Origin of the sequence: Streptomyces sp. Je 1-4 4N24 (genome assembly GCF_026239515.1) — a bacterium.
GTDB classification, from domain to species: domain Bacteria; phylum Actinomycetota; class Actinomycetes; order Streptomycetales; family Streptomycetaceae; genus Streptomyces; species Streptomyces nigrescens.
In genome coordinates this window covers 4,485,592-4,504,496 of the sequence record NZ_CP110836.1, presented here as the reverse complement: position 1 = coordinate 4,504,496, position 18,905 = coordinate 4,485,592, and the positions used below count along the sequence as shown (strand labels likewise).

Sequence of the window (18,905 nt, the reverse complement as noted above, 5' to 3'; positions counted from 1 at the left end):
CCTAGATCGTGGCGGGGGCGTAGAGCAGAAGGGCGAGGACGGCGGCGGCCAGCGGGGCGCGGCAGACCCACGCGAGCGGCGGCCACCAGTGGCGGGTGCGGCGGTCGACGAGGACGGCGACCGCGCCGCAGATGCCGACGCCGACGAAGAGGGAGGCACCGATGCCGGCCTCCCGGCCGCACGTCTCGACGAGGTGCTTGATGGGCGGGCCGATGTGGAGGAACCAGCCCAGCCCGGCGGCCGAGCCGTTGTAGAGCAGGCGCCGGGCGCGGGGGTTGAGGGTGATGCCGGTCGCTCCGGCAGGCAGCCACCCGGAGGCCTTCTGGCCGACGGACCGGGCGCTGGCGGCGAGCCGCTCGTACGGCCGCGGCTTGGGCTCGTCCTCGTCGGTGTCCACCTCAAGCTGGGCGTCGCAGGCCGGGCAGAGGTAGGCGACCAGCTCGCCGTAGGTGTCGTGGACCTCCAGCAGCTCGGGGTGCTCGCACGGCGGCACCGGGTCGGTGTCCACCTCCTCGGCGTCCTCGCCGAGGGCGACCCCCTCCCCTGTCCACCAGAACGGGAGGCGGCCAGCCGGGGCTGTCACCGCACGCGGCGTGGGGACCTCGGCAGCGTCGGCGGTGCCATCGCCGTAGAGGGCCTCCCACCAGTCATCTGCGGTGGTGTCCGCCGGAGTCGGGAGGTGGACGGTCGGCGGGGTCGAGGGCGGAGGAGGCGTCGTCATGCCGCACCGCCGAGCCGCCGACGCAGCCACGCGCGCACCCGCAGCTCGTCAGCGTCCGGACCGGCGATGACCGGCCGCCGGGCGGCCACGTAGCCGGGCGGGAGGCTGGCCGGGGCGGGCTCGACGTCCCGCCACCAGCCCTGTACCGGCAGGATCGTGCGCGTCAGCACGATGGGCTCGCTCATGCCACCTCCCTCAGCGGCATGGCCATCTGACCGGCGAGGCAAGGGCGTTCGGGGATGTCGACGACGAACGGCTGGCTGGAGGGACGCCCGGGGCGCTGCCGCGGGGAGGTCCAGGTGTTAGTGCGCATTGTTCGTCCTCCTTGAGGCTGGCGATGTCAGCTCGCGATGGCGGTGGGAAAGGCGGCCAGCTGGGGTTCGCGGGTGCGGACTCGGGCGCGTGCGGTGCGGGCGGTGGACTCGGAGGTGCCAAGGCCGGCTGCGGCCATGGCCTCGGTCATGCGGGCGGTGTTCGGCTGGGTGAAGTCCGTGCCGTACAGGGCGCGGATCAGTTGGTCGACGCGGTTGGGGTAGATCACCGGCGTGCACAGGTCGACGGGCGTCGAGGTCTCCTCGACGGGTTCGGCCGGTGCGTCGACGGGCGTCGACGGTGCCTCGGCGTCAGCCGCTTCCAGGAGCGGTTCCGGTAGCGGGATATCCGCCGCAGGGGCGGACTCGGTGACCGGCTCGGCGGTCTGGTCGGGCGCCTCTTCGACGGGCGTCGACGGGCGGTCGACGGTGTCGGCATCTGCGTCGCCGGGCGTCGTGATGCGGGCGGCGAGATAGGCGTGGACCTGCCGCATCAGGGCGCCGAAGGCCAGGAGGGCAGCGACCGGCGGTACGGCAGCTACGACGTAGTCGAGCCCTTGGGCGTGGTCGCCGACGCCTGCCACGTTCAGGGCGATGGAGCCGCCGGATCCGGCGGCGGCCAGGAGGATTGCCCATCCGTCGACCCGGTGGGCCAGGGAGGCGCGCAGGATGAGGAGTTCGCCGATGACGATGAACAGGTCGACGGTGGCGGGCCAGGCCCAGGAGCGGGCGGTCGCGTCGGCCATGCCGTGACGGGCGGCGACCTCCTGCAGGTGCTCGTAGGACAGCCAGAACGCCGCGGCGGTCAGGAGCACGGTCAGGGCGCCTGCCAGCACGGCGATGACGTAGCCGATGTCGACGGGCGTCGACGAGGCGTTGACGCCCGTCGACCGGTCCTCGACGCGGAGTGACGCACCAAGATCGGTGGTGGTGTCTTCGTAGCTCATGCGTCGGTCTCCCTGGGCTCGTAGACCATGCCCAGGTGCCACAGATGGCCGCTGGCCGCCTGGAGTTGGCCGAGCAGTTCAGACAGGGCCAGCCGTGCGTCCAGGAGCGCCACACCGGCACCGTGCGCGTGTTCCTCGGGCGCGGTCCCGTCGTCCGGGGCGAGCCTTCCGGCCGCCAGATCGCGGTGCACATGCCTGTCCATGTGCTCGGTCGCCTGCTGCAGCCGCTCGCACATCTCCACCAGGGCGATCACGGCGCGGCTGACCTCGGGCGTGCTGTTGTACCCGCCGGCCATGGCTGCGTGGTTGTGCTGGCGCACCGCCTCGGATGCGGCCTGCAGGTGCGCGGCGGGGGGCAGGGTCTTGTTCATGCCGCATCCCCCATCCCGAAGGTGCTGCCGGAGGGACGGTGGGTGCGCAGCGGGAGGACCATGGCGAGGGCGTCGTCGTGACCGCGGCGGAAGGGGCCGCGGGCGGTGCGCTGAATGGCCGCCAGTCGGCGGGTCCGGTCATCGCGGAGCGCGGTGGCGGCGGTGCGCAGGGCGCGGTCGTGGAGGTCGGGGTCGTCGGCGAGGATGTCGCGGGCCGCGTCCAGGCGGGCCGCGCTCTCCTCGACGCTCTCGCCGTCCTCGCTCAGCCACAGCTCCAGCGGGGTGCCGAGGGCGAGTTCGAGGACATCGGTATCGGTGAGGACCTGGTGACGGCCGATGTACGTCTTCATCAGGGGGTACTCCGAAGTCGGTGTGTGGACGAAGGCCGGGGCGCCCGCAGCGGCTCATGGCCGGCGGGCGCCCCGGTGGGCGGTGCTACAGCGAGCCGCCGGGCTGGCGCTGGGGCAGCGGCGGCAACTGGTCGGTGGTGTCCGGTGCGCGGTCGTGCTGGGGCTCGGGCTCGCTCATGAGCCCCCCTTGAGAGCTGCCGCCTGAGCGGCGGCCGCGGCCGCCGCTGCAGCTGCTCGTTGGGCTTCCTCGATGCGCTGCTGGGCGAGCGCGTCGGCGGCCTGCTGCTCGGCGATCTCGCTCACCGGGAACCACCCCCGGAGCGCGTCGCGTCGGCCTGCCGGGCGCGACGCAGGAACTCATCCATCTGATCCGAATCGCTGGACTCACCAGCGATCAGGAATGCGAAACTGGGAACCACAGGACTGCCTCCAACTAGGTGGCCTGTGCGCGGGTCTCGGGGCTGCAACCCCGGGGCCCGCACCTGTTTCGGTCGCTCGTCACGAGTGACCACGGCCCTCGGCACCACCAGCTCGATGCCAGTGGTGGCGGGGACCGTGAGCACTGGTGCTCAGGCGGCGATGCCAGCCCCGTCGACGGGAGATCGGCGGGGCCGGCATCGCAAGTGACGCGGTGGGCGAGCTGCCGCGCCGGTCCAGCCCGGCAGCGCCCCCGTATGTCGGCGACCCATGACGGGCCTCCTCTCAGTGGTTCGGGTCTCGGGTGACCCGTAGCCGTCGGACTCCGCCGGCCGGAAGGCCGGGGTAGCGACGACCCCCGCCCACTCCCAAAGGTCAGTGGACGGCGCTCCTTTTTTCACCCCGGGGAGGTGAGTGGCCCCGGACCGCCCTGTGCAGGGGGCGGCGTCCTGTTGCCTGGATCGCTCCGGGCTCCTCCCGAACCTTGCGAGGGTTGGAGGCGTCCTCCCGGGCCCCTTTGCGCTGGGCCGGAGGCGGCCCCATCGACCACCGTGTGCAGGTGGCTGGGGCGGCACGCTGTTCAGTTCTCAAGCAACGACCGCTTCCTTTCACCCCCTGTCGCCGGGGCGTCCGGGCGGTGCTGATGGAGCTTCTTTGCAGGTCAAAGCCATGTCCTGCTGGCTGTGGTCACCCCGGACGGGATGACCATCAGCGAGACTGTTCTAGCACGACTGATACAACCAGCACAATGTGTTGTGCTGTGTGTGCCGGTTGGACTGGTTCAAGGGGCGGATAGCATCGCGGTATGACGCCCACCGCTGATGCCTCGCGCAGAGTGAACGAGCAGATCGCGGACGCCCTGCAGAGGGACATCGAGTCAGGCAAGCTCAAAGCAGGTGAGAAGCTGCCGGCGGTCCGGTCGATCGCGAGCGACTTCGGGGTGGCTGCAGGCACCGCGACCAAGGCGCTGCAGCTGCTCGCCCAGCGCGGTGTCGTACGCCCCGACTCGACGCGTGGCTACTTCGTGAACAGTCAGCCGGCGAAGCCGGAGGGCGGGGAGCCCAGCCCGGAGTTCGTAGCGATCATGAAGGAGATTGAGGCGATCCGGGCTCATCTGGCGCGCCTGGACGACCGTCTCCATCAGCTGGAGGAGCCGAAGCATCCGGAGTGATCCCCACAGGGAGGCGCTGTGCCCTGCGGGACAGTGTGTCCACCTGCGCGGTGAGCTGCCTGATCTCCGCAATCACCTGCTGTCGCTCACGCTCCGTCAACCCCACTGCTGAACCCCCAAGTTGCTGTCTCAGCGCATCTCACCCTGTACGCCTTCGACGCTATGGCGCGCGTCCAGGGAGACCCCGGAAAATCCTTCCGGGACCCGTGCCGAACCGAACTGAGGCTGTAACCATGCGAGGAATGACGCAGCACCTGACGACCGGCGAGCGCGTTGCCTGGTACCGCCACCGTCGTGGTCTGTCCCAGGACGTACTGGCTGGACTTGTTGGCCGAACGGCCGACTGGCTCGGCAAGGCGGAGAACAACCGCATCGAGCTGGATCGGCTCTCGGTGATCCGGACGCTCGCCCACGCGCTCGACGTGTCCATCGGCGATCTGATCGGTGAGCCGACCCTGCTGGAGTGGTCGAAGGACAGCGGCCGGCGCACCCTGCCCGCTCTCCGCGAAGCACTCATGGACTACCGACAGCTCGCCCCACTCATCGGGACGCCGGCCGTAGGCGAACCTCCGACGCTCGCGGCGCTCCGCTCCGATGTGGCCGAAGTCTGGGACGCCTACCAGGACTCCCGGTACGGATTCGCCGCCCGACAGCTCCCATCGCTCCTATCCGACGCGCTGCTTGCGGCCCGGTCCTGCTCCGGTGACGAGCGCGATGAAGCGAACGGCCTGCTCGCCATGACCTACCAGGGGGCCGCTCTGGTGCTCGGCAAGCTCGGCGAGAACGAGCTGGCCTGGATCGCCGCAGACCGAGGACTCGCCGCGGCGCAGCTGAGCGGGAACAAGGTGATCATTGGGTCGCTCTTCCGGTCCGTGACCCACTGCCTGCTCTCCGTGGGACGCTTCGAGACGGCCGCGCAGCTCGTGAAGGATGCGGCCGGCTTCCTGGAACCGGGCCTCGGCGAACCGACACCGGCGTACTTGTCCATCTACGGGACGCTGTTCCTCACCGGCGCCATGGCTGCGGCCCGAGCGGAAGACCGAGCGACGGCTCAGCAGTTCCTCCAGGAGGCGGAGACCGCCGCGTTCCGGCTCGGCGCCGACGCCAACCACATGTGGACGGCCTTCGGCCCGACGAACGTGGCTATCCACCGTGTAGCCGCTGCCGGCGAGCTGGGCGACGTACAGGTCGCGCTGGACCTCGGCCCGCAGGTGGACACCAGCAGCCTCCCGGTGGAGCGGCGGGTCCGGCACGGCCTGGAGGTCGCTCGGGCGCTGAGCGCCTGGAACCGCACCGACGACGCGCTTGCCGCCGTGCTGGAAGCCGAGCAGCTTGCCCCTGAGCAGGTCAGGCACCACTACATGAGCCGAGACCTCGTCCTCGGCTGGGTCCGCGGAACCCGAGGCCGCCCGAGCCAGCCGATCGCCGAGTTGGCGGAGCGGCTACGAGTGGTGTGAGCTGGTTAGGCTCGTTCGCATGAGCGACAACGAGCACGAGGCGAAGATGGCGCGCCCGAGAATGGCCTCGGGCGCGCTGTTCTTTGACGACCGGGGCCGGGTTCTGATGCTGGAGCCGACGTACAAGGACTACTGGGAGATCCCGGGAGGTTACGTCGAGATCGGCGAGTCTCCACTGCAGGCGTGCGTCCGGGAGGTGCGCGAGGAACTGGGCATCTCGCCAGAGATCGGCCGACTACTCGCTGTGGATTGGGCGCCCAGCCCTGCAGAGGGCGACAAGGTGCTCTACCTGTTCGACGGTGGTGTTCTCCCTACGGAACTCCGGGAGCAGATCCAGCTGCAGGTAGCCGAGATCGGTGCGTACGACTTCCATCTGCTCGACGCTGTTGCCAGCCTCACGATCCCGCGGCTTGCCCGGCGAATCGTGGCCGCGGCGATGGCGCGCGCTGAAGGGCGGGTGGCGTATCTGGAGCACGGACATATGCCTGGTGCGCCGACTGGCCAGGGAGCCTAGAAACCAGGGAGTCCCGAAAGCTGGCAGTCCCGGCGGGGGTGTGGCCCTTAACCGGGTGTGGAAGTCGGCACGTTCACCGGACCCGACGGTTCAGGAATCGATCGATTCCCGGACAGCACGGTGCCGCGGGGCTTTCACCGCGCGGCACCGTGGTGGGCCGTGTTCAGGAAGGGTGTTCACGCCGCTCGCGCCCAACCGTCAGCGGCCGGCGACAGAACCCGCGGGAACCGGTCCGCAGCGGCGCCGTCTCAGAGTTTCAGGTACCCAGGGCGTCGGCCAGAGAGGTGAGGGCGGGGATAGGGCGGGGCATGGGGCGAGCGCGCAGGGAACTGCCGGCCGGGCTGGTCGTCTCGCCGGTGAGGGTCTCGCTGAAGGCGTGGAGCATCTCCTCGAGTTGAGCACCGCGGGGGCGGGGTGGCGTCGCAGGTGACCGCGGTGGCGGGGGCTCGGTGGCGTGTTCGCTGACCTTCTGCCAGAGCGGGGTGAAGTAGGTGGGTTCGCCGTCGAGGACGAGGACCAGGCGCCGGATGGTCTCCCAGTCGGGGATGACAGTGCCGTCCAGTACTGCGGCGACGAGGTCTTGGTCGAGGATGCCGCCGGAGGCGACGGCGATCGACCAGAGACTGGGGGATCCGGCACGGTGGTGGAGGTAGCGCAGGGCGGAATCGAGGCTGTGGGGGGCCTGGCGATGACCGCGCTGCTGGTGGGCTGCGTCCCATACGGTGCGCAGGACGGAGGGGTCGGCGCCGCAGGCCTGAGCGATGCGGGCAGTGGTGCTCCAGTCCGGGAAGCGCTCGCCGCTGAGGATGCGTGAGAGGTAGCTGGCAGAGATTCTCGCCCGTTCGCCAAGGGCGCGCAGAGTCAGCTGGGAAGCCCGCTGGAGTTGGCTGAGGACGGGGGCGAGCTGGTCGGTGGGGGGCGGCTCGATGACAGGGACGTCCTGGGGGCAGGCGGGGGGCCGGGGTGTTCGGTGGGGGTCGCTGTCCTCGTCGGCGGGGCGGGTGGGGGTGGTGCGAAGCCGGACGATGCCGCGCACGATGCGGTCGACGTCGTGGTACTTGCGGCGCACGGTGTCCTTGTTCAAGTTCAGCAGGCGGCCGATCCGGGTCCAGGACACGCCGCGGCAGCGGGCGCGGGCCACGAGGGCGGGCCGTAGTTTTTCGGCGCGCTGTTGAATGCGCATCAGTGAGGTGAGCGGTTCTTCGCCCCGGGCGTTCGGGTTTTCCAGCGACTCGGCGAGGCGGTGCACTTCGCTTTCCAGGTTCTTGGTCCACAGGGTCAGCTCGGCATCGAGCATCGCGGTGTCGGGCGCGTGATTCTCGCGCTGCCGCTTGCGGTGGGCGGCCTGGCGGCACGCGGTGCCGCAGTATTCGCCGGGCCGGCCGGTGTGCTGCGCCTTGAGTTCGTTGCCGCAGTTCGCGCAGCGTTCCTGCGGTGGGAAGTATCCCTGCATGTGAGGTCCTCGGTTCCCCGGGCCCGGGCGACGAAAGGGGTTTCGTCGCCCGGGGATTCGTGACAGATGCGGGGGATCTCCGTCTGTTTCGTAGGGAACTCACGGAGATCGATGGCACGCCGGGTCAGCCGGCGCTGCGTCAGGTGCGCTTGCTGCTGGTCCGGTTGCTCCAGAGGGCAAAGGTCCACACCACAGCTGTGACCAGGAGCATTACCTGCGACAGAGTGTCCTGAGGCGGGTTGATCACGATGAGCGGCGGAGCGGGCAGGGCGGCAGCGGCCGGCGCTGCGGGCCAGTTGCCCGGGACGCTGCCAGTGTTGCCCGGCATGTTCACGCCGTAGGGGCCGCTGTTACTGTCGCTCGCGGATCGGCGCTCGAAGCGTTTGATCTTGAAACGTTCAGGGAATGTCGGCATCGGCACTTCCTTGTTCGTGCTTGAGGGGAGCGCGAGTCCGGAACCTCGGCCAAAGGGATGGGGCTCGCGCTCCGTGAGCGTAGTAACACGCCCAGTCGAAATGCCATTCGGCAAAAGCCGTCATCTGCCACCCAATCCGGCACCTTTCGGGCAGTTTCGTCGCGGAAGGGCGGTCATTCGTATCGCTTTCCGAATTACCCACCCCTTGACGCGATGATCTTGATATGTGGCAGGGTCCTATATCTCACATCGGGGGCGCCGGTGAAGGCGAGGGCTGCGGGCGGCGCGGAGGTGGCAGCTCCGGCCCCGAGCAGGGGCAGAGCACGGGTGCGGTCATACACGGGCAGGCCGGCGCGCCAAAGGGGCCCGCTGCGCGCCATACCTCTTTCGGCGTAACTGGTTCGACTGATGCCGTGCGGCACCCTGGGCCCACGGGTGCTGAGGTCGAGCGCCACGCTCACGACGGCGTGGTGTGGGTGCGGTCGAGTTCCACGTCAAAGCCCCGTGGTGGAACCCTCCCGGGCAGGCGTCTGTCGGTCCCCGGGGCTGCCGTGTGGGGGTTTGGGTCTTTCTCCGCATCCGTCCGGAAAGATCATCAAATGTTCTGGGGATCCAGGCTGCTGGGGGTATCGCGTCGGCTAACCGTTAGGTCTTGGGCAGGGGCGTCCTGGCGTCGACGCACCGGGCCGGGATGGGTTCCGGTGTCCAACAACGGCGTTCTCCCCCACTGGTCGGCACCCGTCGTCGCCATGCACCAGGACAGATAGGTTCATATCAATAATCATGGACATATGGCCACTAAGGAAACAAACAACCAAGTCGAGGCAGTTGAGAACGCCACGCTCGGCTTGCCAGAAGTCCTGGTCGCTCTTGGTCAGGATCTCCTGGCTGCGCAAGACAGGGCGAGACAGGACGGCGGCTTCGGCTTGGCCGTTGAGCGCGCCACTGTGGAACTAGAGCTGGTCATCACGAAGGGCGCCGGAAAAGCTGGGAAAGCGGGCATTCGGGTGTGGGGCGTCGGAGCTGGCGCTGAGCTGACTCGGCAGGAATCTGACGTCACATCCCACAAGATCATTCTGAATCTCATTCCCACCCCAGATATCGACGAGGGTAAGCAGGTCCAACGGCAAATCCGGCAGAGGGCCGGATTCGGGGCGGCCGTGGTCGGTCCAACCAATCGGGCGGCCGTTGCCGGAAGGGAAGAGGAATAGGCTGACGAGAAGCCCGAGAGAAAGAGGACGGCCTGACGGCGTCCTCGGGCCGTCCGCGCTGACCGGGCGGGTCGCGCTCGCTTCCGTGTCTCGGCGCTCTACAGCACCTCGTGCAGCGCGTTCTCCTTGAAGGCATCGTCTTCCTCGCGGTAGCGGCGCATGACCTTGGATCCGGGGGCCCATCCGCCCTGTCGCTCCATGAGGGCGTCGGGGTTGCCGGCGCGGGAGGACTCGGTGACCAGTCCGCGGCGGGGGCTGTGGCCGGTGGGCCGGATGTCGAGCTGGGCGCGGTCACCGATGCGGGTGAGGATGTCGCCGACCGACTCGGGGTCGAGTCCGCCCTGCAGCACGGTGTGCCACCCGTTGTGGAGCGGGCGGAAGGCGAACGAATCCGGGTCGACGTCCTGGCCCAGCTCCTGCCTCCAGCGGCGCCATGCCCGGATGGGGCAGAGGTGAGCCCGCGACCCGAACGGGACCGCGACCACGCGCGGGGCCACCTTGGAGACTCGCACGTCCACCACCAGGCCCCGGCCCTCGGTGATGTCGCGCACCCGGAGGTGGGCCACGCCGGGCGCCGATGAAGCCCTGCAACCGGCAGGAGGGGCTGAGTGGTCCTGGTGGGTGTGAATCTTCCTATGCCCCGGTCCGGTACCGGCCAGCGCAGCCTGCGCCTGTGGCACGTCTGGATCGTCCTGCCCGCGGCCTTCGCCACTGCGATCGCCGTGGCCGCCGGCGCGTTCTTCGCCGGCTGGGACCTCCTCGGCGCCCAGGGCCTGAAGCCCGAGCGCCAGCTCAGCGCCACGACGCTGTTCGACCTGGTGAAACTGTCCTTCGGGGTGGTCGCCGGGGCGGGCGCCCTGGTGGCCCTGGTCGTGGCCTACCGGCGCCAGCGGGTCGATGAGGACGGCGCCCTGCGGGACGCCACCCGGCTGCACACCGAGCGGTTCACCACCGCCGTCTCCCAGCTTGGTGAAGAGTCCGCCGCGGTTCGCCTCGGCGGTGTGCACGCCCTGGCCGGCCTCGCCGACGACGCCCCCACCCCCGCCCTGCGCCAGACCTGCATCGACGTCCTGTGCGCCTACCTACGCCTGCCCTACACCGCCAAGGCCGATCTCCCGGCAGACGACGGGGACGCACTCCACGGCTACCTGGCCCTGCGTGAGGTCCGGCACACGGTCATCCGCCTCATCCGTGACCACCTCCGCCTCCGCTGCGACCACTCTCACTCCTGGCAGGGCCATGACCTGGACTTCAGCAACGTGATTTTTGACGGTGGAGACTTCTCGCGTGCGGAGTTCTCCGGCGGCACGGCCATCTTCAACGGCGCGGAGTTCTCCGGCGACACGGTCACCTTCAACGGCGCGAGGTTCACCGGCGGCACGGTCACCTTCGACGACGCGAAGTTCTCCGGCGGCACGGTCTTCTTCAAGGGCGGGGAGTTCTCCGGCGGCACGGTCGCCTTCAACCGCGCGAGGTTCGCCGGCGGCACAGTCTTCTTCGACGACGCGGGATTCTCCGGCGGCACGGTCTTCTTCGGCGGCGCGGAGTTCTCCGGCGGCATGGTCGGCTTCAACGGCGCGAGGTTCTCCGGCGGCACGGTCTTCTTCGACGGCGGGGAGTTCTCCGGCGGCACGGTCGCCTTCACCAGTGCGGAGTTCTCCGGCGGCACGGTCGCCTTCACCAGCGCGAGGTTCTCCGGCGGCACGGTCGCCTTCATCAGCGCGAGGTTCACCGGCGGCACGGTCGCCTTCATCAGCGCGGAGTTCTCCGGCTCCGGCGGCACGGTCACCTTCAATGGCTCGGAGCTCTCTGGCGGCACGGTCACCTTCGACGGTTCGGAGTTCTCCGGCGGCGCGGTCACCTTCAACCGCGTGAGGTTCGCCGGCGGCACGGTCACCTTCGACGGCTCGGAGTTCTCCGGCAGCACGGTCGCCTTCAACCGCGCGGAGTTTGCCGGCGGCGCCGTGAGCTTCTCCGCAGCGCGCGGTGACGCGCCTTGTGGCCTGCTTCCGCCACCCGGGCAAGCCATGCCAACGGGGCTGAGCCTCCCTGAAGTGTGGCACCTGATCAGGCCCTGACACGTACGCCTCCTCGTCGACCACACGGGTCGGACATCGGCCGCCCCCCTGCTGGCATGGCGGGCCCCCTCGTGGCAACAGTCGCCCTCGGTCTCGCTCGCCGATGAGCGAGTCTTGAACCGCCAGGCTTCGCCACCCTCACCTACCGCACATATGCCGCGCATTCCTGCAAAAAAGTCCGAATGGAGTGTCGTCGTCCGGATGTACCGGGGCCGCGCGCGTCGAGGTCATCCGTCATCCCGTCGCCGTCGACCGGTCTCCGCAAGTACGGACCAGCGGCGGGATTCCACGTAGCTCCCTGAGCGTCCGACGGCACGCGGCGGGCCATCTGCGGGCCAATGGCGCCAGCCTGGAGGGGCCAAGATCGATAATCGCAGGTCAGGCCGCTGGTGGTGCCCGAAGCCGGAACGCTCTTGAAAACTGTCGTGGCGGCAACGTCACCGTGGGTTCAAATCCCACAGCCTCCGCAGAGGTAGGAAAACTGCAGGTCGGAGCGGGTTCCGGTGCTACCGGGGCCCGCTCCGGCTGCGTTTGCTGTCGCACCTCATGCGCCCGGATCTCAGTCGTGACCAGGGCGTGTGGCCAACCTGTGGCCAGGATCCGGGCCGGCGGCGCGACCTCACGCTGTGGTGACGGGCTCCTCGGGCGCCCCCAGGGCGTCATCGATGAGCTGGTTCGCCAGGTGCTCCCGGCCCCGCAGGATCCTTGCGGGGGTGGATCAGCCGAGGCAGCCGTCGACCGGCGGGGTGCTGTCGGCGCAGTTGGTGGGGTGGTTCTTCTTCACGTTGGTGTTTTGCAGCGTCACCGTGCCGCCGGTGCGGTAGATGCCGCCGGGGGCCTTGTCGGCGATGTTGTCGATCACCCGGCTGTCCGTAAGGGTCACGGTGCCGACGAAGATGGCGAGGCCGCCGCCCTGGCCGCCCGGGCCGATGGCCTTGTTGGCGACGACGGCGCTCTTGTTGAGGGCCAGCGTGCCTTCGTGGTTGACGATGCCGCCGCCCGTGCCGCTGCGGCCCAAGTCGCGCGGGCCGGTGACCCTGTTGTCGCGGACGAGGGTGTTGTTGAGGTTCGTCGTGACGTGGTTGTCGATGCCGCCGGCATGGTCGAACGCGGTGTTGTCGGTGACCTTGCTGTCGTTGAGGGTCAGGGTGCCGCCGGTGCCCAACCGGACGTCGGCAATGATGCCGCCGCCGGTAGAGGCGGCGCTGTTACCGGTGACTCTGCTGTGCCAGAACTTTGCGGTGCCACCGAAGTGGGCCAGGCCGCCGCCGAATCTCGCGGAGTTGTGCTGGAGGTCGCTGTCCCGGACCGTGACCGCACCGCCGTCGCTGCCGAAGAAGTCGCCGTTGGCGATGCCGCCGCCGCTCGCGGTGGCGGAGTTCTTGGTGATCCTGGTCTTGATGAGCGTGAGCTTGGCGCTGCCGGCGCTGAGCAAGATGCCGCCGCCGTCACCCTGTGCGCGACCGTCGCGGACGGTGAGGTGCTTGAGGGTGAGGTCTCCGCCCGGGTCGATCCGGAAGATGCGGAAGTCGGGCGCCGGCGGCTGTGTGCTGCGCTTGATGGTGCTGTCGTTGCCGTAGATGGTGATCTCAGTGGTGATCACCAGGCCGGTGCCGGGGTTGTTGGGGTCGTCGTCGGTGAGGGTGTAGACGCAGTGGGGGGTGAGCTTGAGGATGTCGGCGTCGGGGTTCTGGTTCGCCTGGTCGATCGCGTTCCGGAGGGCGAGCTCGCTGCAGGGGACCAGGTCCTGGGAGGTGGCGGTGGCCGGAATCGCGGTGGCGGTAGTGACGGCCGCGGCGGCCGCCACCGCGAATCCGGCAAGAGCCCGGAGTCTGAACATGGGTCTGCCTTCTGTCGGGGCGGCGGGCGCAGGGCGGGAGCGCCGCGGGGCGGGAGCGCCGCGGGGCGGGAGCGCCGCGGGGCGGTGCAACCGTCGACACAAACGAACTGTTGGCAACTTTTCGTAACCTATGCATCACTGAACGTTGCCGCACCTTGGTTGTGCTGCCCGCTGCTCCGTTTGTGGCGTGGGTAGGCCGGACGGCCCGCTCCCGGCAGCCGCAGCTTGCCGTCCTCGGTGATGTGCCACCGACGCGCCCAGCAGGATCCCCCCAGACCCCGCACGGAAGTCCCCGGGAAAGCGTGCTGCCTGCAGTTCACGCGGAGGGACCTGGGGGTGACATCCATGCCCCGACATCAACGGGCGTGGCCGCCAACGGATCCGGACGGTTCAGCACGAGGCGCCACCACCCGTTTGACCCCGCCGCCCAGGGCAGGCATGCCGGGCCGAGCTCCCCTGATGCGGTGCCTACCAGTTGTGGCTCACCGCAGCCTGAGGGGTCCGTCGGGTGAGTGCTGTTCAGTGTGCGGCCAACCTCTGGACCAAGTTGGTTCCTCGGGCTCCCGACCCGACGGCGATTCGACATGACCGAAACTCTCGGCCTGTCCAGCCTCTGGCCTGCACGATGTGGCTGGCCAGGGGCTGGGTGAAGCGGTGGTGCCAGGCGCGGGGCCGCGGAGGTTGGCTGAAAAGCGATTGCCCGGGTCGAACGCGCGTTGGGATGCTCGTTACTGACCATGATCCATACGGGGGAACGGAGTACCACCCTTGAAGACGAAGCTCATTGCGCTCGGCGGCGCTGCGCTCATCGCGACGCTGCCGCTCGCCACCTCAACGACTGCCTCTGCCTCGTCCGTCTGCCGGAAGGGCTCGGTCTGCACGTGGTCGAAGAATGACTTCGGTGGCACGAAGCGCACCAGCGGCGTGAACCCCTCGCCGGGCTGTTACCCGTGGAACGGCAAGACCGTCTCCAACCAGACCAAGAGGAAGATCCGGGTCTACAGCGACGTCTCGTGCTCCGGCAAGACCGTCGACATCAAGCCCGGTCACTGGGGGCAGACCAAGCCGGGGGCGACGATTAAGTCCATCGCGGTCATCGGCCCGTGACCGCCTGCTAGGAGTTAGTCAGCACCTGCAGAAAGCGAGACACGGCTCCGGCCATCGCATCCGGATCCGGGCCGTGTATTTGCCGGAACCGACGAAGGGGCCGTGCCCGCCGGACAGTGGCGGGCACGGCCCCTTTGGGCTCTGAGGGGCTTGAGTCAGCAGTCGGAGCGGGTTCCGGTATTTTCGGGGCCCCCTCCGGCTGCGTTTGGTTTCCACCCCGGGCGTCCCTGTCTCGCCCGTGACCAGGGCGTGTGGCCAGGCTGCGGCCAAGGGGCCGCCGGGGAGTGGACCGGCACCGTCAGGCCCGGAGCCCGGAGCCCGGAGCCCGCAGCGCCCGAGCCCGCGGCGTGGATGTCCGGCCCTCGCCGAGTGGTGGGGCTGCACGGGAGGAAAACCGCTACTGCTTGGCGTCACGGGCGCCAAGTGGCGGATGCTGCAAGGGTGTTAGCGCCCGCGCGCCAGGGAGTGGCGTGCTCAGGTTCGAATCGCGAACGCCGACCCGAAAGCGGCAGCCGGCCACTGAAACAGCAGGTCAGGGCCGCTGGAGCAGCGCACAAGGACCGAAGGAACAGATCCCCGGGATCTCACGTGGCGGGATTTCGGCGTTGCGATTGAGTGAATGTCTCGTTCTTCGGGTGCGGAAGGGCCCAGATCTGGTTACAGTTCTGGTTACAGGTTCGGTTCACGCAATACGCCACACGATCTCATGCAGGCTGCTGGTTCCACGGGAACGGGCTAGTGAGACACAGTCCAGACAGCTAGGCAGGTGAAGGGGTGAGCGGTCTCAATGTATCCGGGACGCGAGGTCTTCCTCCATGCACCACTGGTCTATGTAACAGCTGAGATCACCCTTTCCTATGAGCCACGGGTCAACCAGCCCGCAGTGCGCGATGCATTCGCCGAGGGTGTCCGGCAGAGTTTTCCACTGCTTCAGCAGGAGCGCGCTCTTGCCGTGAAGCTGGAGGAGGTCGATGAAGACATCCCTCCTCAGGTCTTGCCGGCACTCCGCGCTTTCACTGCCGACTCCGAGGCGTCCGTGCTGCTCAAGGCCAGCGCGCTGACCGTGGATACGACCTCCTACACACAGTTCGAGAAATTCGACGCGTTTCTCGGAGTGGCTCTGGCGGCGCTGGCGGAAAGCGTTCCGGGAGCCATGGTCCGCCGGGTCGGGGTCCGCTATGTGAATGAGATTCGTGTGCCGGGAGAGACCGCCGCGGATCCTGATTGGCCGAAGTGGGTGTCCGAGTCTCTGCTGGCCGGCCAAGGACTGCTGCCGAGCGGCCATGCGGCAGGCTCCATGGGTCATGTTCTCTTCCATCTCGAGGACGACTGCTGGACCGGATTTCGCTATGGCGATGTCATCGGTACCACCATCGTCGACCGGGATGTGGCCGTGCGGCGAAAGAAAAGAGCGGAGCCGGAGAACAGCAGGTTCTTTGCTCTCGATATCGATAGCTTCTGGGATCCGAGTGAGCCCGTGAAGTTCGATCCCGATCAAATCGTGAAGATCTGTGATCGACTTCATCGCCCCGCCGGCGAACTCTTCCAGGCATCGATCACGGAGCGCGCGAGGAAACATTTCAGGGGGGATCCGGATGAATGATCCGAGAGCAAGAGGGCGCCTCGACTTAGACGTCTTGCGGGCCGTGGCGGACAGCATCCGGCCACGCGCCGAGTGGGCTGCGGAGCAACAGAGTTACACCAGCTATCAGGCCCTGGACGCGCAGTGGCGGGAAGACGGCCAGCGCTTGCGCATGCGTCACCGGCGCCATGAGCGGGGGCGCCAGGACCACCGCAGGAAGTGGCTGCGGGAGAGGCGACAGGAACTGGCCAGGTCCCTGTCGGTCGAGGACATGCTCCGTGACCTGTCGACAGAGCAAGGCCTCTCGTGGGTGGCAATGTCCCGGATGCTCGGGGTGAGCGTCCCGGCGTTGCGAAAGTGGCGTAGAGCCGGCGGTGTGACTCCTGATAACAGAGATAATCTCGCCGGACTGGTCGCCTTTCTTCGGATCCTCGGCGAAGCGGGTGTGGCAGATCCCGCTCAGTGGATCTCCCTTCCTGTACTTGACGGGTACACCGTAACTCCGCTCGATCTCTATACGCCTCTCACCGCAGTGGATTTGCTCGAACTGGGCGCAGGAGACGAACAACCGGCTACGCTGTTGGAGCGACTGCTGCCCGAGTGGCGCAGTACCCAAAAGAGTGAGTACGAAGTATTCATTGCCGAGGACGGAAGGCCATCGCTCCGGCCTCGAAGTTGACGGAGGCGTGCATGGCGGAACAGCTCGACCAGATTCCGTGCATCGGCGAGCTGTACGCCTACAGGGGCGTCCCCGATGTGGACGAGGACGCCCCTCCTCTAGTTCTTCCGTGGCATCAGGGCGACATTTTCGAAAACGTCAACTTACCGGGCCTGGCAAGCACAATGGGCATGCTTTTTCTGCACCCCTGCACCATGCGGAAGGGTGCGGTCCTGGTGGATCACGTCACAATGATCGCGGTCGAGGAGTTCAGCGGCAAGAAAGTGCTGGACGGTGCCGATGCATGGGATCGTCTCTGGAAAAGCCGGTATGCGCTGATGCCGCTCGCCAATTTGCGGGACCGCGAGGTGCGCGGCGGTACGCATGTCGCCGACTTCTCCAAGCTCGCCACCGTCCCCTCTTCGGAATTGAACCGGGGTAAGCGAATAGCCACCCTGACGGACACCGGCCGACTGCATCTCCTGCAGCGCTCTTTTCATCACTTCTCACGCGTCGTCGTCCCGCTGGGCGATCTGCGGGCCGGGATGCGGGGAGTGAACAGGGAGATCGAGCTTCAGCACGACTGGGTCGAGGCGGCGTGCGACTCGTGGAAGGAGTGGACGGACGACAGCCTGGCGCGGGCGGAGCAGGAGTTCGATGCGTACCTGACCGCGGAAGACCGTCGCCGGCGGCTGTCCGACATCCAGCAGGAGACGGACATCGTGTGCGAAGTGATGAAGGAGATCGAGAGTCGCTACAAGTCCTGATCGAGAGCCGCTTCAAGGACTCCTTCCAGATACAGGGCAGTACTTCTCTGCCGAATGGCAGATGTGGGGGGCCTCGGGCCGGGTTGAGACTGCGGAGGCGCGTCGGGGGAGCGGCTGAAGTCGGCTTGCTGTGGTGGGCGAACGGTGCGCATCTGCTGATGACTTGAAGGTGGGCGGCCCATGGGTGTCTTTCCGTTCGTTCCGGCCCGGCGTGTGGTGCCTCTGGTGGGGATGGCGATGGTGATGGCGCTCGCGGGGACAGGGGGAGCGGCGGGCGGCGGTGGTGCCGCGGCTGATGTGGATGCCGCGGGGCAGCGGTCGGCCCGTTGGACGGAGACGTGGGGGGCTGCCGTGCAGCGGCCCGTCGAGGGGGATGTGGATGACGTTCCGAACTGGTCGGAGAAGGGCTTTCGGCATCAGTCGGTTCGTCAGGTCGTGCGGGTCAGTGCGGGTGGGGCCCGGGTGCGGATCAGGCTGTCCAACCGGTTCGGTAAGGCGCCGCTGCGGGTGGACGGTGCGGTGATCGCGCGGTCCGGGGGAGGGGCGCAGGCCTGGCCCGGGACCACACGGAAGGTGACCTTTCGGCACTCCGGTCGGCACTCCGGTCGGCACTCCGGTTCGACGGTGATTCCGGTCGGCGGGGAGGCGGTCGGCGATGCGGTGAGGCTGTCCACGTCCCCGCTGGAGAATCTGGTCGTCACTCTCTACTTCGCCGGGGCGACCGGGCCGGCCACCTTTCACCGGGCCGGGCTGGTGACGTCCTATCGGGCCGGCGGGAATCACCTCAATGATGTGCTGGCCAGGGTCTATCGCCAGTCCTCGCAGTCCTCCTACTTTCTCAGTGGGGTCGATGTGTCCGGGCCGTTCCGGGAGCGGCGGAACACGGTGGTGGCGTTGGGGGATTCGGCCACCGATGGGGTGGGGTCCACGCCGCAGGCCCATGGCCGGTATACGGACGACCTGGCCGAGCGGCTGGTTGCCGCCCGCCGGAACCTCGGTGTGGTCAATGCCGGCATCGCCGGAAGCATGCTGCTGACCAGCAGTTCCTGCTTCGGGGAGAAGGGCGTCACGCGGTTTCGCCGGGACGTTCTGGACCGGCCGGGGGTGCGTACGGTGATTGTCGAGCTGGGGGCGAATGATGTCGGGGCCAACTGGGCCACGGGTCCCTGCTTCCCGTCGTCGCACAAGCCGGTCTCGGTGCGCCGGATCACCGAGGGCTACCGGGCGTTGATCCGCGCCGCGCACGGGCGGGGGATCAAGGTCATCGGGGCCACCCTGGTGCCGCTGAGGGGGTATCCGGGCTACTCCGCCAAGGTCGAGCGGCTTCGTGCGCGGGTCAACCACTGGATCCGCACCAGCGGGGCCTATGACGCGGTCGTCGACTTCGACAAGGCCTTGGCGGACCCGGCCCATCCGGACCGGCCGCGTCCGGGATATGTCTACGAGGACGGGCTGCACCCCAACGACGCCGGCTACCAGGCGATTGCCAACGCCTTTGATCCCTGGGGACTTTGAGGGCGCGTCGGGTGACGGAG

Annotated in this window: 21 protein-coding genes; 10 read left to right on the top strand and 11 right to left on the bottom strand. The window is 68.3% G+C overall.

Annotated elements, in window-relative coordinates:
- Position 1: 1 nt before the first annotated feature.
- The 7 genes from SLV14N_RS19505 to SLV14N_RS19475 form a co-directional block, all read right to left on the bottom strand.
- Positions 2-721, bottom strand: coding sequence for a hypothetical protein (locus tag SLV14N_RS19505; RefSeq protein WP_263270378.1), 720 nt, complete (start codon positions 719-721; stop codon positions 2-4).
- Entirely contained in the window at positions 718-906 is a 189-nt protein-coding gene (locus SLV14N_RS19500; RefSeq protein ID WP_263270376.1) for a hypothetical protein, read from the bottom strand. The genes SLV14N_RS19505 and SLV14N_RS19500 overlap by 4 nt, the downstream gene beginning before the upstream one ends.
- Positions 903-1,034, bottom strand: coding sequence for a hypothetical protein (locus SLV14N_RS19495; RefSeq protein WP_263270374.1), 132 nt, complete (start codon positions 1,032-1,034; stop codon positions 903-905). The genes SLV14N_RS19500 and SLV14N_RS19495 overlap by 4 nt, the downstream gene beginning before the upstream one ends.
- Positions 1,035-1,061: 27 nt before the next feature.
- Positions 1,062-1,979, bottom strand: coding sequence for a DUF2637 domain-containing protein (locus tag SLV14N_RS19490; protein WP_263270372.1), 918 nt, complete (start codon positions 1,977-1,979; stop codon positions 1,062-1,064).
- On the bottom strand, positions 1,976-2,350 hold the full coding sequence (locus tag SLV14N_RS19485; protein ID WP_263270370.1) for a hypothetical protein: 375 nt from the start codon (positions 2,348-2,350) through the stop codon (positions 1,976-1,978). Before SLV14N_RS19485 ends, SLV14N_RS19490 begins: the two co-directional genes overlap by 4 nt.
- Positions 2,347-2,700 carry a hypothetical protein gene (locus SLV14N_RS19480; protein ID WP_263270368.1) on the bottom strand — a complete coding sequence of 118 codons (354 nt, stop codon included), beginning with the start codon at positions 2,698-2,700 and terminating at the stop codon, positions 2,347-2,349. The genes SLV14N_RS19485 and SLV14N_RS19480 overlap by 4 nt, the downstream gene beginning before the upstream one ends.
- A 174-nt stretch (positions 2,701-2,874) precedes the next feature.
- Positions 2,875-3,003 carry a hypothetical protein gene (locus tag SLV14N_RS19475; RefSeq protein ID WP_263270366.1) on the bottom strand — a complete coding sequence of 43 codons (129 nt, stop codon included), beginning with the start codon at positions 3,001-3,003 and terminating at the stop codon, positions 2,875-2,877.
- A 919-nt stretch (positions 3,004-3,922) separates the two neighbouring features.
- Between SLV14N_RS19475 and SLV14N_RS19470 the strand changes: the two genes are divergently transcribed.
- From SLV14N_RS19470 to SLV14N_RS19460, 3 genes are all read left to right on the top strand, one after another.
- On the top strand, positions 3,923-4,288 hold the full coding sequence (locus tag SLV14N_RS19470) for a GntR family transcriptional regulator (protein ID WP_263270364.1): 366 nt from the start codon (positions 3,923-3,925) through the stop codon (positions 4,286-4,288).
- Between the two features lie 242 nt (positions 4,289-4,530).
- A complete protein-coding gene (locus SLV14N_RS19465) occupies positions 4,531-5,745 on the top strand; it encodes a helix-turn-helix domain-containing protein (protein ID WP_263270362.1) in 1,215 nt (404 codons plus the stop codon).
- Positions 5,746-5,764: 19 nt separating this feature from the next.
- Positions 5,765-6,259, top strand: coding sequence for an NUDIX hydrolase (locus SLV14N_RS19460; protein ID WP_263270360.1), 495 nt, complete (start codon positions 5,765-5,767; stop codon positions 6,257-6,259).
- A gap of 256 nt (positions 6,260-6,515) precedes the next feature.
- Here the strand turns inward: SLV14N_RS19460 and SLV14N_RS19455 are convergent, their stop codons facing one another.
- Together SLV14N_RS19455 and SLV14N_RS19450 are read right to left on the bottom strand one after the other, a co-directional pair.
- Positions 6,516-7,712 (bottom strand): helix-turn-helix domain-containing protein, encoded by a 1,197-nt coding sequence (locus SLV14N_RS19455; RefSeq protein WP_263270359.1) that lies wholly within the window; start codon positions 7,710-7,712, stop codon positions 6,516-6,518.
- A 139-nt stretch (positions 7,713-7,851) separates the two neighbouring features.
- Positions 7,852-8,127 carry a hypothetical protein gene (locus SLV14N_RS19450; RefSeq protein ID WP_263270357.1) on the bottom strand — a complete coding sequence of 92 codons (276 nt, stop codon included), beginning with the start codon at positions 8,125-8,127 and terminating at the stop codon, positions 7,852-7,854.
- A 791-nt stretch (positions 8,128-8,918) separates the two neighbouring features.
- On the opposite strand from SLV14N_RS19450, the gene SLV14N_RS19445 reads away from it, so the two are divergent.
- Positions 8,919-9,338 carry a trypco2 family protein gene (locus SLV14N_RS19445; protein WP_263270355.1) on the top strand — a complete coding sequence of 140 codons (420 nt, stop codon included), beginning with the start codon at positions 8,919-8,921 and terminating at the stop codon, positions 9,336-9,338.
- A gap of 98 nt (positions 9,339-9,436) precedes the next feature.
- Here SLV14N_RS19445 and SLV14N_RS19440 read toward each other — a convergent pair whose 3' ends face one another.
- Positions 9,437-9,904, bottom strand: coding sequence for a hypothetical protein (locus SLV14N_RS19440; protein ID WP_263270354.1), 468 nt, complete (start codon positions 9,902-9,904; stop codon positions 9,437-9,439).
- A 69-nt stretch (positions 9,905-9,973) separates the two neighbouring features.
- Between SLV14N_RS19440 and SLV14N_RS19435 the strand changes: the two genes are divergently transcribed.
- Positions 9,974-11,416: a pentapeptide repeat-containing protein gene (locus SLV14N_RS19435; RefSeq protein WP_263270352.1), complete on the top strand. Its 1,443-nt coding sequence runs from the start codon at positions 9,974-9,976 to the stop codon at positions 11,414-11,416.
- 718 nt (positions 11,417-12,134) lie between these two features.
- Here the strand turns inward: SLV14N_RS19435 and SLV14N_RS19430 are convergent.
- Positions 12,135-13,256 carry a hypothetical protein gene (locus tag SLV14N_RS19430; RefSeq protein WP_263270350.1) on the bottom strand — a complete coding sequence of 374 codons (1,122 nt, stop codon included), beginning with the start codon at positions 13,254-13,256 and terminating at the stop codon, positions 12,135-12,137.
- 768 nt (positions 13,257-14,024) lie between these two features.
- Between SLV14N_RS19430 and SLV14N_RS19425 the strand changes: the two genes are divergently transcribed.
- The 5 genes from SLV14N_RS19425 (at position 14,025) to SLV14N_RS19405 (ending at position 18,885) form a co-directional block, all read left to right on the top strand.
- The gene (locus SLV14N_RS19425) at positions 14,025-14,363 is read left to right on the top strand and encodes a peptidase inhibitor family I36 protein (RefSeq protein WP_208682243.1); all 339 of its coding nucleotides are present in this window, start codon (positions 14,025-14,027) and stop codon (positions 14,361-14,363) included.
- Between the two features lie 787 nt (positions 14,364-15,150).
- Positions 15,151-15,966 carry a TIGR04255 family protein gene (locus SLV14N_RS19420; RefSeq protein ID WP_208682241.1) on the top strand — a complete coding sequence of 272 codons (816 nt, stop codon included), beginning with the start codon at positions 15,151-15,153 and terminating at the stop codon, positions 15,964-15,966.
- A 43-nt stretch (positions 15,967-16,009) separates the two neighbouring features.
- Complete coding sequence (locus SLV14N_RS19415; RefSeq protein WP_208682239.1) at positions 16,010-16,624, top strand: hypothetical protein; 615 nt, start codon at positions 16,010-16,012, stop codon at positions 16,622-16,624.
- Between the two features lie 11 nt (positions 16,625-16,635).
- Positions 16,636-17,370 (top strand): hypothetical protein, encoded by a 735-nt coding sequence (locus SLV14N_RS19410; protein WP_208682238.1) that lies wholly within the window; start codon positions 16,636-16,638, stop codon positions 17,368-17,370.
- Positions 17,371-17,550: 180 nt separating this feature from the next.
- On the top strand, positions 17,551-18,885 hold the full coding sequence (locus SLV14N_RS19405; protein WP_263270348.1) for an SGNH/GDSL hydrolase family protein: 1,335 nt from the start codon (positions 17,551-17,553) through the stop codon (positions 18,883-18,885).
- Positions 18,886-18,905 lie beyond the last annotated feature (20 nt).

Excerpts from the sequence above, each read along its gene's own strand:
- SLV14N_RS19505 (WP_263270378.1), bottom strand. The coding sequence starts at position 721 with ATGACGACGCCTCCTCCGCCCTCGACCCCGCCGACCGTCCACCTCCCG.
- SLV14N_RS19500 (WP_263270376.1), bottom strand. The coding sequence starts at position 906 with ATGAGCGAGCCCATCGTGCTGACGCGCACGATCCTGCCGGTACAGGGC.
- SLV14N_RS19495 (WP_263270374.1), bottom strand. The coding sequence starts at position 1,034 with ATGCGCACTAACACCTGGACCTCCCCGCGGCAGCGCCCCGGGCGTCCC.
- SLV14N_RS19490 (WP_263270372.1), bottom strand. The coding sequence starts at position 1,979 with ATGAGCTACGAAGACACCACCACCGATCTTGGTGCGTCACTCCGCGTC.
- SLV14N_RS19485 (WP_263270370.1), bottom strand. The coding sequence starts at position 2,350 with ATGAACAAGACCCTGCCCCCCGCCGCGCACCTGCAGGCCGCATCCGAG.
- SLV14N_RS19480 (WP_263270368.1), bottom strand. The coding sequence starts at position 2,700 with ATGAAGACGTACATCGGCCGTCACCAGGTCCTCACCGATACCGATGTC.
- SLV14N_RS19470 (WP_263270364.1), top strand. The coding sequence starts at position 3,923 with ATGACGCCCACCGCTGATGCCTCGCGCAGAGTGAACGAGCAGATCGCG.
- SLV14N_RS19465 (WP_263270362.1), top strand. The coding sequence starts at position 4,531 with ATGACGCAGCACCTGACGACCGGCGAGCGCGTTGCCTGGTACCGCCAC.
- SLV14N_RS19460 (WP_263270360.1), top strand. The coding sequence starts at position 5,765 with ATGAGCGACAACGAGCACGAGGCGAAGATGGCGCGCCCGAGAATGGCC.
- SLV14N_RS19455 (WP_263270359.1), bottom strand. The coding sequence starts at position 7,712 with ATGCAGGGATACTTCCCACCGCAGGAACGCTGCGCGAACTGCGGCAAC.
- SLV14N_RS19450 (WP_263270357.1), bottom strand. The coding sequence starts at position 8,127 with ATGCCGACATTCCCTGAACGTTTCAAGATCAAACGCTTCGAGCGCCGA.
- SLV14N_RS19445 (WP_263270355.1), top strand. The coding sequence starts at position 8,919 with ATGGCCACTAAGGAAACAAACAACCAAGTCGAGGCAGTTGAGAACGCC.
- SLV14N_RS19435 (WP_263270352.1), top strand. The coding sequence starts at position 9,974 with ATGCCCCGGTCCGGTACCGGCCAGCGCAGCCTGCGCCTGTGGCACGTC.
- SLV14N_RS19430 (WP_263270350.1), bottom strand. The coding sequence starts at position 13,256 with ATGTTCAGACTCCGGGCTCTTGCCGGATTCGCGGTGGCGGCCGCCGCG.
- SLV14N_RS19420 (WP_208682241.1), top strand. The coding sequence starts at position 15,151 with ATGTATCCGGGACGCGAGGTCTTCCTCCATGCACCACTGGTCTATGTA.
- SLV14N_RS19410 (WP_208682238.1), top strand. The coding sequence starts at position 16,636 with ATGGCGGAACAGCTCGACCAGATTCCGTGCATCGGCGAGCTGTACGCC.
- SLV14N_RS19405 (WP_263270348.1), top strand. The coding sequence starts at position 17,551 with ATGGGTGTCTTTCCGTTCGTTCCGGCCCGGCGTGTGGTGCCTCTGGTG.